15 protein-coding genes are annotated in these 13,217 nt (G+C 57.3%); 4 read left to right on the forward strand and 11 right to left on the reverse strand.

What is annotated here, in order from left to right; all coding sequences use genetic code 11:
* Nucleotides 1-7: 7 nt before the first annotated feature.
* From tolA to aspS, 9 genes are all read right to left on the reverse strand, one after another.
* Nucleotides 8-1,051, reverse strand: coding sequence for a cell envelope integrity protein TolA (gene tolA / locus INT39_RS10390; protein ID WP_193073854.1), 1,044 nt, complete (start codon nucleotides 1,049-1,051; stop codon nucleotides 8-10).
* Entirely contained in the window at nucleotides 1,048-1,494 is a 447-nt protein-coding gene (tolR, locus tag INT39_RS10395; RefSeq protein WP_193073855.1) for a protein TolR, read from the reverse strand. Before tolR ends, tolA begins: the two co-directional genes overlap by 4 nt.
* A gap of 2 nt (nucleotides 1,495-1,496) precedes the next feature.
* Complete coding sequence (gene tolQ / locus INT39_RS10400) at nucleotides 1,497-2,171, reverse strand: protein TolQ (RefSeq protein ID WP_193074118.1); 675 nt, start codon at nucleotides 2,169-2,171, stop codon at nucleotides 1,497-1,499.
* A 4-nt stretch (nucleotides 2,172-2,175) separates the two neighbouring features.
* Nucleotides 2,176-2,643, reverse strand: coding sequence for a tol-pal system-associated acyl-CoA thioesterase (gene ybgC / locus INT39_RS10405; protein ID WP_193073856.1), 468 nt, complete (start codon nucleotides 2,641-2,643; stop codon nucleotides 2,176-2,178).
* 89 nt (nucleotides 2,644-2,732) lie between these two features.
* Nucleotides 2,733-3,773: a Holliday junction branch migration DNA helicase RuvB gene (ruvB, locus tag INT39_RS10410; RefSeq protein ID WP_193073857.1), complete on the reverse strand. Its 1,041-nt coding sequence runs from the start codon at nucleotides 3,771-3,773 to the stop codon at nucleotides 2,733-2,735.
* Between the two features lie 47 nt (nucleotides 3,774-3,820).
* Nucleotides 3,821-4,426: a Holliday junction branch migration protein RuvA gene (gene ruvA, locus INT39_RS10415; RefSeq protein ID WP_193073858.1), complete on the reverse strand. Its 606-nt coding sequence runs from the start codon at nucleotides 4,424-4,426 to the stop codon at nucleotides 3,821-3,823.
* Between the two features lie 15 nt (nucleotides 4,427-4,441).
* A complete protein-coding gene (gene ruvC, locus INT39_RS10420; protein ID WP_193073859.1) occupies nucleotides 4,442-4,969 on the reverse strand; it encodes a crossover junction endodeoxyribonuclease RuvC in 528 nt (175 codons plus the stop codon).
* A gap of 81 nt (nucleotides 4,970-5,050) precedes the next feature.
* On the reverse strand, nucleotides 5,051-5,797 hold the full coding sequence (locus INT39_RS10425; RefSeq protein WP_193073860.1) for a YebC/PmpR family DNA-binding transcriptional regulator: 747 nt from the start codon (nucleotides 5,795-5,797) through the stop codon (nucleotides 5,051-5,053).
* 61 nt (nucleotides 5,798-5,858) lie between these two features.
* The gene (gene aspS / locus INT39_RS10430; RefSeq protein ID WP_193074119.1) at nucleotides 5,859-7,634 is read right to left on the reverse strand and encodes an aspartate--tRNA ligase; all 1,776 of its coding nucleotides are present in this window, start codon (nucleotides 7,632-7,634) and stop codon (nucleotides 5,859-5,861) included.
* A 241-nt stretch (nucleotides 7,635-7,875) separates the two neighbouring features.
* Here aspS and INT39_RS10435 point away from each other — a divergent pair, with 241 nt between their 5' ends.
* Together INT39_RS10435 and INT39_RS22815 are read left to right on the forward strand one after the other, a co-directional pair.
* Entirely contained in the window at nucleotides 7,876-8,346 is a 471-nt protein-coding gene (locus INT39_RS10435) for a Dps family protein (protein ID WP_090271982.1), read from the forward strand.
* Between the two features lie 148 nt (nucleotides 8,347-8,494).
* On the forward strand, nucleotides 8,495-9,088 hold the full coding sequence (locus INT39_RS22815; protein ID WP_319021343.1) for a cold-shock protein: 594 nt from the start codon (nucleotides 8,495-8,497) through the stop codon (nucleotides 9,086-9,088).
* Nucleotides 9,089-9,095: 7 nt separating this feature from the next.
* On the opposite strand, the gene INT39_RS10445 is transcribed toward INT39_RS22815, so the two are convergent.
* Together INT39_RS10445 and INT39_RS10450 are read right to left on the reverse strand one after the other, a co-directional pair.
* A complete protein-coding gene (locus INT39_RS10445; protein ID WP_226944726.1) occupies nucleotides 9,096-9,287 on the reverse strand; it encodes a SlyX family protein in 192 nt (63 codons plus the stop codon).
* A gap of 20 nt (nucleotides 9,288-9,307) precedes the next feature.
* Complete coding sequence (locus tag INT39_RS10450; RefSeq protein ID WP_193073862.1) at nucleotides 9,308-9,739, reverse strand: HIT domain-containing protein; 432 nt, start codon at nucleotides 9,737-9,739, stop codon at nucleotides 9,308-9,310.
* A 280-nt stretch (nucleotides 9,740-10,019) separates the two neighbouring features.
* Here INT39_RS10450 and INT39_RS10455 point away from each other — a divergent pair, with 280 nt between their 5' ends.
* Nucleotides 10,020-11,294 carry an OprD family outer membrane porin gene (locus INT39_RS10455; RefSeq protein ID WP_193073863.1) on the forward strand — a complete coding sequence of 425 codons (1,275 nt, stop codon included), beginning with the start codon at nucleotides 10,020-10,022 and terminating at the stop codon, nucleotides 11,292-11,294.
* Nucleotides 11,295-11,476: 182 nt separating this feature from the next.
* Complete coding sequence (locus tag INT39_RS10460) at nucleotides 11,477-13,210, forward strand: proline--tRNA ligase (RefSeq protein ID WP_193073864.1); 1,734 nt, start codon at nucleotides 11,477-11,479, stop codon at nucleotides 13,208-13,210.
* Nucleotides 13,211-13,217 lie beyond the last annotated feature (7 nt).

The raw sequence follows: 13,217 nt of genomic DNA on the forward strand, positions 1-13,217 counted from the left end.
GTTTTCATCAAAATGCCAAATCCTCTGGTTTGAAGCGTAACGTACGCTGTCTGTACAAACGATCGAAAGCAGCCGGGCTTTCCCTGGACAGCTGTTGCATTTCCGGAATGCGGCCTACATTCCGTACAGCCTGCACTGCGGATTGATCGAATCCGGCATCACCGCTGGAACGTTGCACCACCACATCGGTGATATCACCCGATGGCAACATACTGATCCGCACCTCAACAACCATGCCATTTCGTGCCGTGGGCGGACGCCGCCATTGCTCACTGACATAACGGCGAATGACATCATCGTAGCTGGCAGCCACCTCATCGCCAATCTGGTCAGCCTGCGCCTGCTGGTATTGCGTCTCGGATGCCAACAACTCGGCTAATGCCGAAGCCTTGGCCTCTTCCTGCTCGCGCTTGAGCTTGGCTACGCGATCAGCTTCGGCCTTGGCAGCAGCCTCGGCTTTACGCTTGGCATCCTCTGCCGCCTTGCGCTTGGCTTCATCCGCTTTGCGTTTGACCTCTTCAGCCTCTTTACGTTTCGCCGCTTCTTCGGCTGCCTTTTTCTTTGCAGCCTCGTCATCAGCAAGCTTCTTCGCTGCATCAGCTTTGCGCTTGGCCTCCTCGGCCTTCTGTTTTTCGACCTGTTCAGCCTGCTGACGTTCCTTGGCTTCCTTTTCTTCGGCTGCCGTGGCGGCTGCAGCCGCCGCCTGACGTTGTTCCGTTGCTGCGGCAGCCGATGCTGCGCGCTGCGCTGCTTCCTGCTCCTGTTGCTGTTTCTGCTGCTGGCGCTTCAGCTCCTCAGCTTCATGGCGCTGGGCCGCAGTGCGCGCAGCCTCACCCGCGATCTTCTGATCGGTCTGGGTAGTCGCCGGGCTCTTGGAGTTCAGCTGCACCAGAGTGGCCTGCACGATCGGCTTGGCAGGCTCGAACTCGGGTGCCGAACTGAAGGACACAAAGAGGAAGATCAACACCAACAGATGCAGCCCCACCGCCTTGATGATCGACGGTGCAAAACGCTCCTGGCTGGGTTCCGAAATACGGTCGCGGTTACTCACGGCGCCTCGGTAATCAAGCCGACATTAGGCACACCTGCCTCCTGCAGGGATGCCATGGCAGTAACGACTACACCGTAATTCACCTCGCGATCCCCCCGAATGTAGACCAGCGTATCCGGACGCGCGCGCATGATCTTGGTTACCCCGTCGGTCATTTCTTCCAGCGAGACCGCAGCATCAGTCTGGCTCTCGGTGTCCACCGTCTCGCCCAGGTTCCAGTAGTAGGTGCCATCCGCGAGCACAGACAAGGTCAATACCTGCTGGTTGGTATCGGACGGCAGAATCTCGCTGGACACCTGGGGCAAGTCAACCTTCACGCCTTGATTGAGCATGGGCGCGGTCACCATGAAGATCACCAGCAGCACGAGCATCACGTCGATGTAGGGCACGACGTTCATTTCGGCTACCGGCTTGCGTTTCTGGCGTCTGCCTCTGTGTTGCATGCTCACTCCCCTTCGCTGGCATGCACGCGGCGATGCAGGATGCTGGAGAACTCATCGGCAAAGGTGTAATAGTGGCTGATCAAGGTTTCCGAGCGCGCTGCAAAGCGGTTATAGGCGATGACTGCAGGAATCGCCGCGAACAGGCCGATCGCGGTGGCGATCAGCGCCTCGGCAATCCCCGGCGCTACGGTAGCCAGCGTTGCTTGCTGCACAGTGGCCAGACCACGGAATGAGTTCATAATGCCCCACACGGTGCCGAACAGGCCAATATAGGGGCTGGTGGACCCTACGGTGGCCAGAAATGGCAGGTGTTGGTCGAGTTTTTCTTCCTCACGGGAAATCGCGACCCGCATGGACCGCTGCACGGCATCCATCACCGCCTCTGGATCCACGCCCGGCTGCTGACGCATACGCGAGAACTCTTTGAACCCCGCGCGAAATATCTGCTCCAGACCGGAGTCCGGATCTGGATTACCGGTGACCTGGCGATAGAGCTTGGACAGATCGATGCCAGACCAGAAGCGATCCTCGAAATCATCCAACGCCTTCTTCGCCGAGCGCAGCACGGAACTGCGTTGAAAAATCAACACCCAGGACGCGATGGACGCTGCCAACAGCGTCAGCATGACCAGTTGCACCAGCACGCTGGCACCGCTTATGAGGTGCCACATCGACATTTGATCAGCTTGCACTCTTTGCCTCTCCTTGCTCTTGCTTCTCTTGGTCACCCTGCTTCGCCGCAAAGGCGTTGCTCAGGGCAACTGGAATGATTCTGGGTTTGTACTGATCGGCGCTGACGCAGGCAACCAATACTTCTCCTTCACACAACAATTTCCCATCCGTTCGCCGAACCTGCTGAGCGAAGCGGACACTCGCGCGCTTGAGTTCCAAGACAGCGGCGCTGACCACAAGTTCATCGTCCAGACACGCAGGTGCGTGGTAACGGGCGCTTACCGAGTGGACCACAAAGATGATATTTTCGCGTTGCAGCGCGCTTTGATCAAACCCCAGGGAACGGACCAACTCAGTGCGGGCGCGCTCCATGAACTTCAGATAATTGACGTAATAGACAATGCCGCCGGCATCGGTATCCTCAAAATAGACACGGGCCCTGAGCGCGAATGGCTGCCCTGAAATGTCAGACGGCATAATGTAGGGCCAAGTGGATTGTTTGCATAGCGCGTTTGTCTCCAAATCGAAAATATATTTGACTCAAGGGTCTGAATCGCGCCCCAGGATCACTGACTGAACAGGTCGCCGGCTTGCTGTTCCATGGTCGCAGGCAGATTCATGCCGAAATGCAGGTAGGCATGCCGGGTGACCACACGACCGCGTGGCGTGCGCATGATGAAGCCCTGCTGGATCAGAAAAGGCTCAAGCACATCTTCGATGGTATGCCGCTCCTCACTGATGGCTGCAGCCAGACTATCGATACCGACGGGGCCACCATCAAACTTGTCGATCATCGCCAGCAACAGACGACGATCCATATGATCAAAACCCTGTGCGTCCACATCGAGTAGATCCAGCGCCTTGTCGGCAATCTCACGGGTGATGCTGCCCTGCCCGCGCACCTCGGCGAAATCGCGTACCCGACGCAAGAGTCGATTGGCAATACGCGGCGTTCCCCGCGACCGACGGGCGATTTCGAAGGCACCATCCGGATGGATCTTCAGACCGAGAATACCGGCAGAACGGGAAACGATGGTGGCCAGATCCTCGACGCCATAGAACTCCAGACGCTGCACAATCCCGAAGCGATCACGCAGCGGGTTGGTCAGCATACCGGCGCGGGTAGTGGCGCCCACCAGCGTGAATGGCGGCAGATCCAGCTTGATGGAGCGCGCGGCGGGGCCTTCGCCGATCATGATATCGAGCTGATAATCCTCCATCGCCGGGTAGAGAATCTCCTCAACCACCGGAGAAAGTCGGTGAATCTCGTCGACAAACAAGACATCGCCCTCTTCCAGACTGGTGAGCATGGCGGCAAGATCGCCCGCCCGCTCCAACACCGGCCCTGAGGTACTCTTGATCTTCACGCCCATTTCCTGAGCGATGATATTGGCCAGTGTGGTTTTGCCCAGGCCCGGAGGCCCGAAAATCAACACATGGTCCAGCGCTTCATTACGGCCCCTGGCTGCCGCCATGAACAGCTCCATCTGCTCGCGCACGGCAGGCTGGCCAATATAGTCGGCCAAGCGGTACGGACGGATGGCCCGATCAATGATTTCTTCCTGCTGCCTTGGTGCAGCAGCGATCAAACGGTCTTCTTCCAGCATGGGGTTTCCGTGGCACTTCGATTAATAAGCTAAGGTCTATCGAGAAATTAAACCATGCCCTTCAAGGCGCGGCGAATCAACTCTTCACTGCTGAGTCCTTCTTCCTTGATATTGGCAACGGCACGACTCGCTTCCTGTGGTTTGTAACCCAGTGCGATCAGCGCACTGACCGCATCAGCCGTGCCGGACATCGCAGTCGGCGCTCCACTGTCTGCGGCAAGTGGCACCGCCGCGCCTGGAAGATCCTCCCAGGCCTTGAATTTGTCCTTCAGCTCGACCAGCAAGCGCTCGGCAGTTTTCTTGCCCACTCCCGGCACCCGTACCAGTGCACTGGTGTCCTGAGCCTGAACAGCACGGATCAGCTCCTCCACCTCCAGCCCGGACATCAAGGCCAGCGCCAACTTAGGCCCAACACCGTTGAGTCTGATCAGCTCGCGAAACAGTGCACGATCACGCTTTTCGGCAAAGGCATACAGTAGCTGAGCATCCTCACGTACCACGAGATGGGTGTGCAGAGTCGTTTTCTCGCCCACCGCCGGCAGTCGGTAGAAAGTACTCATGGGTGCGTCTACCTCGTAGCCCACACCATTCACATCCAACAAGATCTGCGGCGGTTGTTTTTCCAACAAAATACCGGTGAGTCGACCTATCATCTATCTATACTCCCTTCAGCGTCGTCGCATGCGACCGTTACGCAATCCTAAAAGCCCGCCACCCACCTGCTCTTTCAACCCTATGGAGTGAGCATGACACAGGGCTATCGCCAGTGCGTCGGCCGCATCTGCCTGCGGCGTACCAGACAGCCCAAGCAGCTGAGTGACCATATGCTGCACCTGGGTCTTATCCGCAGCGCCGGTACCCACCACTGCCTGCTTTACCTGGCGGGCGGTATACTCATGCACCTCCAGCCCAGCGTTCACGGCGGCGACTATGGCGGCGCCACGTGCCTGCCCCAACTTGAGCGCGGAATCGGGGTTGCGCGCCATGAATACCTGTTCGATGCTCAGCACCTGCGGCTGATATTTGCCGATCAGCTCGCTGAGGTTATCGAAGATGTGCTTCAGGCGTTCCGGAAAGGGCCCGTCACCCAGGCGAATGCAGCCGGACGTAACATATTCGCACCCATCACGCCCCTCGCGAACAATACCGAAGCCGGTAATCCGAGAGCCGGGATCTATACCGAGGATCAGTGCCATGCGCTCAATCCTCCATAGGGGGCATGAAAAAGGGAGGCCATGCCTCCCCTCCCATCTTGCCGATTGTGCCGACGATGTCGGTCACTCCATTTGCTCCAGCACATCATCCGGAATATCGGCGTTGGAGTAGACGTTCTGCACGTCATCCAGGTCTTCCAGCATATCAATCAGTTGAATGACCTTCTGCGCCGTGTCCAGGTCCAGTGATGTCGTAGTAGCAGGAATCATGCTGATCTCTGCCGCCTCGCTGGAAAAACCCGCCGCATCCAACGCATCCTTGACCACACCGAAATCTTCGAAAGCGGTCAATACATCGATGGAGCCGTCATCATTATTGATGACATCTTCCGCACCTGCCTCCAGTGCTGCTTCCATCAGGGCTTCTTCGTCAGCGCCCGGTGCGTAGCTGATCTGGCCACGCCGGGTAAACAGGTAAGCGACCGAGCCATCAGTGCCGAGATTGCCGCCGCTCTTGTTGAAAGCATGGCGCACTTCAGCCACGGTACGGTTGCGATTATCCGTCATCACCTCGACCAGCACCGCCACCCCGCCGGCACCGTAACCTTCATAGGTCAGCTCTTCCATATTGTCGGCATCATTGCTGCCGGCACCACGGGCGATAGCGCGGTCGATGGTATCGCGCGTCATGTTCGCGGTCAGCGCCTTGTCCACCGCCGCACGCAACCGCGGGTTATCCGCAGGTATCGGGCCGCCGAGCTTGGCCGCCACCGTCAGCTCACGGATCAGCTTGGTGAAAACCTTGCCGCGTTTGGCGTCCTGCGCTGCCTTGCGATGCTTGATATTGGCCCACTTGGAATGACCAGCCATGACATAACTCCACTAACTCGATAACGTCAGTCGCCGGCGCACCGGCGACACTCCAGCAAACTTACTCGACCCTGGGCTGCTCGCGCAGACGAATGCTCAGTTCGCGCAGTGCTTTGGCGTCCACCACACCCGGCGCCTGAGTCATGACACAGGCAGCACTCTGGGTTTTCGGGAAGGCAATGACTTCGCGGATCGACTGCGCACCCGTCACCAACATAACCAGACGGTCCAGACCAAAGGCCAGACCACCGTGCGGCGGCGCACCGTACTTCAGAGCGTCGAGCAGGAAGCCGAACTTCTCTTGCTGCTCCTCGGCACTGATACCGAGAATATCGAACACCGCCTGCTGCATTTCCCGACGGTGAATACGGATGGAGCCGCCACCCAGTTCGGTGCCGTTGAGCACCATGTCGTAGGCGCGCGAAAGCGCCGTGGCCGGATTGGCCTGCAACTCTTCGGGTGAGCATTTGGGCGCGGTGAACGGGTGGTGCAGTGCACTGAGGCTACCGTCATCGTTCTCTTCGAACATCGGGAAGTCAACTACCCACAACGGTGCCCATTCACAGGTCAGCAGATTCAGATCATGACCCAGACGGATACGCAATGCGCCCAGCGCCTCGGAAACAATCTTCGCCTGATCCGCGCCAAAGAACACGATATCTCCATCCACTGCGCCGACGCGATCGAGAATCACATTGAGATTATCCTCAGGGATGAATTTGACGATCGGCGACTGCAGACCTTCAACACCTTTGGCACGCTCATTGACCTTGATATAGGCCAACCCCTTGGCACCGTAGATGCCAACGAACTTGGTGTAGTCGTCGATCTGCTTGCGAGGCATGGCGGCGCCGCCAGGAACGCGCAGCGCGGCAACGCGACCCTTGGGATCCTTGGCCGGGCCACTGAAGACCTTGAAATCAACCTCGGTCAATTGGTCAGCCACGTCCACCAGCTCCAGCGGGTTGCGCAGATCCGGCTTGTCCGAACCATAGCGGCGCTGAGCCTCTTCGAAGGTCATGTGCGGGAAGTCGCCCAGGTCCACATCCAGCACTTCCTTGAACAGACCGCGGATCATGCCCTCGGTCAGGCCCATGATGTCCTGTTCGTCGAGGAAGCTGGTCTCGATATCGATCTGAGTGAATTCCGGCTGCCGGTCGGCACGCAGGTCTTCGTCGCGGAAGCACTTGGCAATCTGATAGTAACGATCGAAGCCTGCCACCATCAGCAGTTGTTTGAACAGCTGCGGGGATTGCGGCAAAGCAAAGAAGTTGCCGGGGTGGGTGCGGCTCGGCACCAGGTAATCACGGGCACCCTCTGGCGTAGCACGGGTCAGGATCGGCGTTTCCACGTCAAGGAAACCATTGTCATCCAGGTAGCGGCGAATGCTGCTGGTAATGCGCGAGCGCAACTTCAGTTTGGCAGCCATTTCCGGGCGGCGCAGATCGATGAAACGATAACGCAGACGAGTTTCTTCGCCGACATCGGAATACTCGTCCAGCGGGAACGGCGGAGTCTCGGCCTGATTCAGCACTTCCAGTTCGTAGCCGAGCACCTCAATCGCACCAGAGGCCATGTTCGGGTTGACCGCACCGGCCGGACGCGGGCGCACCTTGCCACGTACCTTGACCACGAACTCGCTGCGCACCCGGTCGGCCAAGGCAAAAGTGTCTTCCCGATCCGGATCGAACACCACCTGGGCCAGACCTTCACGATCACGGATATCCAGAAAGATCACCCCACCATGGTCGCGGCGGCGATGGACCCAGCCGCAGAGTGTGATTTCCTGGTCCGCCAGTGTTTCGTTCAACTGGCCGCAATAGTGGGTACGCATCATGGTGTGGAATCCTGTTGTCGACAGAGCGGCTGCGTCCTGGCCAAGCGGCTTGGCCCATGCGTCAGCGCGGATAGATAAAAGCGCCATAATATACCCGAAGTGACCTGCCTCAGGCGAGCATTGCCGGCGACACAAGCTTCACAGTCCGACTCAATGCCGAGGATTAGCAAACAAGACTTGAGCAAGACCCGCTACGGCATATACTGATTGAACATTTTTCGCTGCAACTCAGGAGATGCAAATGAAGATTGATATCGGTATCAACCAGAAGGATCGGGAGCAAATCGCTGAGGGTCTGTCCCACCTGCTGGCGGACACCTATACCCTGTATCTGAAAACCCATAACTTCCATTGGAACGTCAAAGGGCCAATGTTCCAGACCCTGCACACCATGTTCGAAGGCCAGTACACCGAACTGGCGGCAGCTGTCGACGAGATTGCCGAGCGCATCCGTACCCTGGGTTTCCCCGCACCCGGTACCTATAAGGCATTCGCCAAACTGAGTTCAATCAAGGAAGAGGACGGCGTGCCAGAAGCGACCGACATGATCCGCCTATTGGTGGAAGGTCATGAAACCTGCGCCCGCACCGCCCGCGAAGCATTTCCGGCATGCGAGAAAGCCAGTGACGAGCCCAGCGCCGACCTGCTGACCCAGCGCATGCAGGCCCATGAAAAAACCGCATGGATGCTGCGCAGCCTTCTGGAAAAGTGAACTCTTGCGGGGCGGATTATCTTCCGCCCCTGCTTTACCCCTTCATCCTCTTTGTGACAGCAACGTTTTCAGGTTAGAGTGCGCACCCGGCCATAACACAACTACCGCCGGATCCGTCATAGCCACCGTTGCAACAGGATGAATCGTTTTGAACAGTATCCGTTACCTTCACTTGATCGTCGGCCTGGCAGCACTGCTGTCCGGTCTCTATTTAAGCGTGCCCTTCTTCAGTCAGAATGGCCTCATCGACCTTTCAGCAATCTCCGCCATGCTGTTGGGGCTGGTCAATATTCAGCAATTCAGCAATACCAACCGCAGCCGCTCCCCCATACGCAATACCCTGTCCGTTCTCGGCTCGGTGTTACTGCTGATCGGCGCGCTGGTTCCGCTGGTGACATTATTAGCCAACCCGGCAGCCGGTACCTTGCTGACCCTGGCGATCGGCATCAGCGTCGCCGGCGTCTGTCTTTTTGCCGCACTCACGTTGACCGGCATGTTGCCCCGCCCGACCCGCTCACATCGCATGGACGACAATGCACGGGAAATGGGAACGGTGAAGTGGTTCAACACCAGCAAGGGTTTCGGCTTCATCTCACGGGACCAGGGTGAAGATGTCTTCGTGCACTTCCGTGCGATCCGTGGCGAAGGACACCGTGTATTGCTGGAAGGTCAGCGGGTAGAGTTCGTCGTGGCACACCGCGAGAAAGGCTTGCAGGCCGAAGACGTCGAGCCACTGGACTGAACTGCCGTCAGTAATGGGGCGGAGGCTGATCATCCTCCGCATCCCCCGGCATGGATGCCGCAAGATCAGCCTGCCGGCGGGCCACCAACTCCAAAGCCCGCCGCAGTTTTCCAAGTTCCAACTCCTGGCGACTCACCACATCATTCAGCGCTTGTATGGTGTCATCCTGAAACGCCAGGCGCACTTCCAGCTCATCCATTCTCGCTATCAATTGCTCAGTCACTTGAACTGCTCCGCATAAGTGAAGTTGGTTGTCAGCACCTGTTTCAACCGCTGTATACATCCGTTCAACTGCTCTTCGTCGTAGGCCACCGCAGGCAACTTGCCCCAAACTGGGGCAGGCCAGGCCGCATCGTGCCGATATCGCACGACATGGTGCACATGTAACTGGCTGACCATATTACCGAGCGTTGCGATATTGATCTTGTGCGCTGAAAAAGCATCTTTCAACGCCTCTGCCAGCGCGCATGATTCATCCAGTAACTGCTGGCGGTCGGCCTGAGCCAGCTGAAATACCTCAGTGATGTCCTCGCGCCGGGGCACCAGCACGAACCACGGATATTGCATATCGTTGATAAGCAAAAGAGTACTTAACTCAAAGTCACCTACCCAAAGGCCATCATTGACGAGTTGTGGATGCAGACTGTACATAATGACTTCCTTACAGGGAATGGGTTATGAATCCTGCCAAAGCGTGAGGTAGATCAAAGAAATGAGGCATGGACCCGCTAAGCTCTTGCTCTATAAAACAATCATACACCAGGCGATAAAGTTACCGAGATGAATGCATAAGCCAAACGCAGATTTTTTACGTATCGCTTTAGCATTTCCTCGACTTTGATGCTTTACTTAAAGACGACATGGATCTGAAAGAACCTGCTCAAGGGAATCCAGCCAGAGCACCTCTTTTCAAATGAAGGAGCACACGACAATGAAAAACACTGTTAAATGGAGTTCTGTTGCCCTGGCGGTCGCCATGGGGAACGGTCTTATCGCAACTCAGGCTGTAGCGCAAGGCGAAGGATTCGTTGAAGGAGCCAGCGCCACCCTGGAAAGCCGCACGCTGTATTTCAACCGTGATTTCAGGGATCCAGGCCAAACCAACCAGAACGGTTCAGTGAGCCGTGGAGAAGAAGCCGCAACCGGCTTCAGACTCAACTTTCAGTCTGGTTACACCCAAGGTCCTGTCGGTCTGGGTGCGGACGTACTGGCCCTGGCTGGCATCAAGCTCGACAGTAGCGGCGGTCATAACGGTAAGCTGAATATGCTGCCGACTGATTCCAGTGGTGACACCGTTGCAGAATATGCAGAAATCCGTGGTGCAGTCAAAGCCAACATCGCTGGCGATACCGTTCTGCGTTATGGTGTGCACCTGACCGAAAACCCGGTCATCAATTATGAAGATGCCCGGCTGCTGCCCAACCATTATTTCGGCTACAGCATCACCAACACCTCCATCGACGGCCTGCTTGTAGAGGCCGGGCGCATGACGGATCGTGGCGAAATGGGCATGTCTTCGCAGCGCGAAGGTGCCTTCGATGGTGTTGAAGACCAGAACGTTGATTATTTGGGTGGTACTTACGAGTTTGCTGATAATCTCAGCGCCTCGCTGTATACCTCCAAAGCCGAAGACCTGTGGAAGCGTCACTTTGCCGGCATTGCGCACACTGCCGATCTGGCAAACGACATGAGCCTGACGACTGACCTGTCCTACTACAAGACCTCGGATGACAGTCTTGCAGGTAGCAATTCCGGGATGGGTTATGACAACGACGCGGCATCACTGGCATTCAGCCTGGGCGCAGGCTTCCATGACTTCACTGTTGCCTACCAACACATGAGCGGTGATGCTGGTTTCGAGTACTTCGACTCCGGTATTTACCTGGCCAACTCAATCCAGGTACTCGATTTCAACGCCAAGGATGAACGCTCCTGGCAAGCACGTTATGACTATGACTTTGAAGGCATGGGTATCCCCGGCCTGACTTTCATGACTCGCTATGTCAAAGGTAACAATATCGATACCGCTCCTGGCGTCAGCGATACACGCTGGGAACGCGATACCGATATCCGCTACACCGTCCAACGGGGCTTCATGCAGGGTGTAGACCTGGTTTGGCGTAATGCAACGGTGCGCCAGGCAATCGGCAGTGGCGACATCGACGAGAACCGTCTGATCGCTTCCTATACCTGGAACCTGCTCTAAGCAGTCCTGCTGTAACCAAAGAACAAACCCGGCTCCGGCCGGGTTTGTTCTTTGCGGACAATCTACCCCGTCCAAGCCTTGCATTTTCGATCTTGAGCCCGCGCAGCAGGCTATACGCCGCCATGGGACAAACGTACAATGAGCCGCATTCTTCGACTCTGCTTCCAGGACGTTCCTTTCCCATGCGTACCAGTCAATATTTGATCTCCACACTCAAGGAAACCCCCACCGACGCGACCGTCATAAGCCACCAGCTGATGCTGCGTGCCGGCATGATCCGCAAGATCGCATCGGGCCTGTATACGTGGCTGCCCATGGGCCTGCGAGTGCTGCGCAAGGCTGAGAAAGTGGTACGCGAGGAAATGGACAGTGCTGGCGCGCTCGAAGTGCTGATGCCAGCCATCCAGCCGGCAGAACTGTGGCAGGAGTCAGGTCGCTGGGAGCAGTACGGTCCTGAACTGCTCCGTCTGAAGGATCGGCATGACCGCGACTTCTGTCTCGGCCCGACCCACGAAGAAGTCATTACCGATCTTGCACGCACCGAGATCACCAGCTACAAGCAGCTGCCCCTCAACATGTACCAGATCCAGACCAAGTTCCGCGACGAAATCCGTCCGCGCTTCGGCCTGATGCGGTCCCGCGAATTCATCATGAAGGACGCCTACTCCTTCCACATGGATCAGGCATCGCTGCAGCAGACCTATGACCGCATGTACCAGGCGTACTGCAATATATTCAGCCGCCTGGGCCTGAACTACCGTCCGGTCGTCGCCGATAACGGCTCCATCGGCGGCGTAGGCTCCCATGAGTTCCATGTACTCGCTGATTCCGGCGAAGATGCCATCGTCTTTTCCGACACCGGCAGCTACGCCGCCAACATTGAGAAAGCCACAGCCCTTCCCCCCCAGGGCGAGCGCCCGGCTGCCTCCGAAGAGAAAACGCTGGTAGATACACCTAACCAGACCACGATTGAGGCGATATGCGACTTCCTCGGCTTGCCCGCAGAACGCACCGTCAAATCGCTGATCGTGCTCGGCACCACTGAAGAAGACGCGCCGCAGCCATTGGTGGCACTCATTCTGCGTGGCGATCACGAACTGAATGAAATCAAGGCCGAGAATCATCCGGCCATCCATGCACCACTGACCTTTGCCAGCGAAGCGCAGATCCAACAGGCGATCGGTTGCAAGCCCGGCTCCATCGGCCCTGCTGGCATGAACATCAAGATCATTGCCGACCACAGCGCTGCCCATCTGGCGGATTTCGTCTGTGGAGCAAACCAGGATGGCAAGCATTTCGTCGGGGTAAACTGGGATCGTGATGCGCGCTTCGATGAGACTGCCGACCTGCGCAACGTGGTGGAGGGCGACGCCAGCCCGGATGGCAATGGCACGCTGGTGATCAAGCGTGGTATCGAAGTCGGGCATATCTTCCAACTGGGCAGCAAATACAGCGAAGCCATGCAGTGCAGCGTACTCAACGAACAGGGCAAGACCTCGATTCTGAGCATGGGTTGCTACGGCATCGGTGTGTCTCGCGTTGTCGCCTCCGCCATTGAGCAACATCACGACACCCGCGGCATCCTCTGGCCTGACGCTCTGGCGCCCTTCCAGGTGACATTGATTCCAATGAAAATGGAAAGCTCCGATGCAGTGCGCGAGACAACCGAGCAGCTGTACCACGGCCTGCAGCAAGCCGGTATCGAGGTACTGCTGGATGATCGCGACAAGAAGGTCAGCCCCGGTATCAAGTTTGCCGATATGGACCTGATCGGTATTCCCCACCGCGTGGTCATCAGCGATCGCGGTCTGGCCGACGGCCAGTTAGAATACAAGTATCGCCGCGACCAGGATGCCAGCAGCATGCCGGTTGCCGATATGCTCGATTTCCTGATCGAACGCACCCGCAACCAATGAGATCTTT

It is taken from the genome of Pseudomonas sp. FME51, from assembly GCF_014897305.1.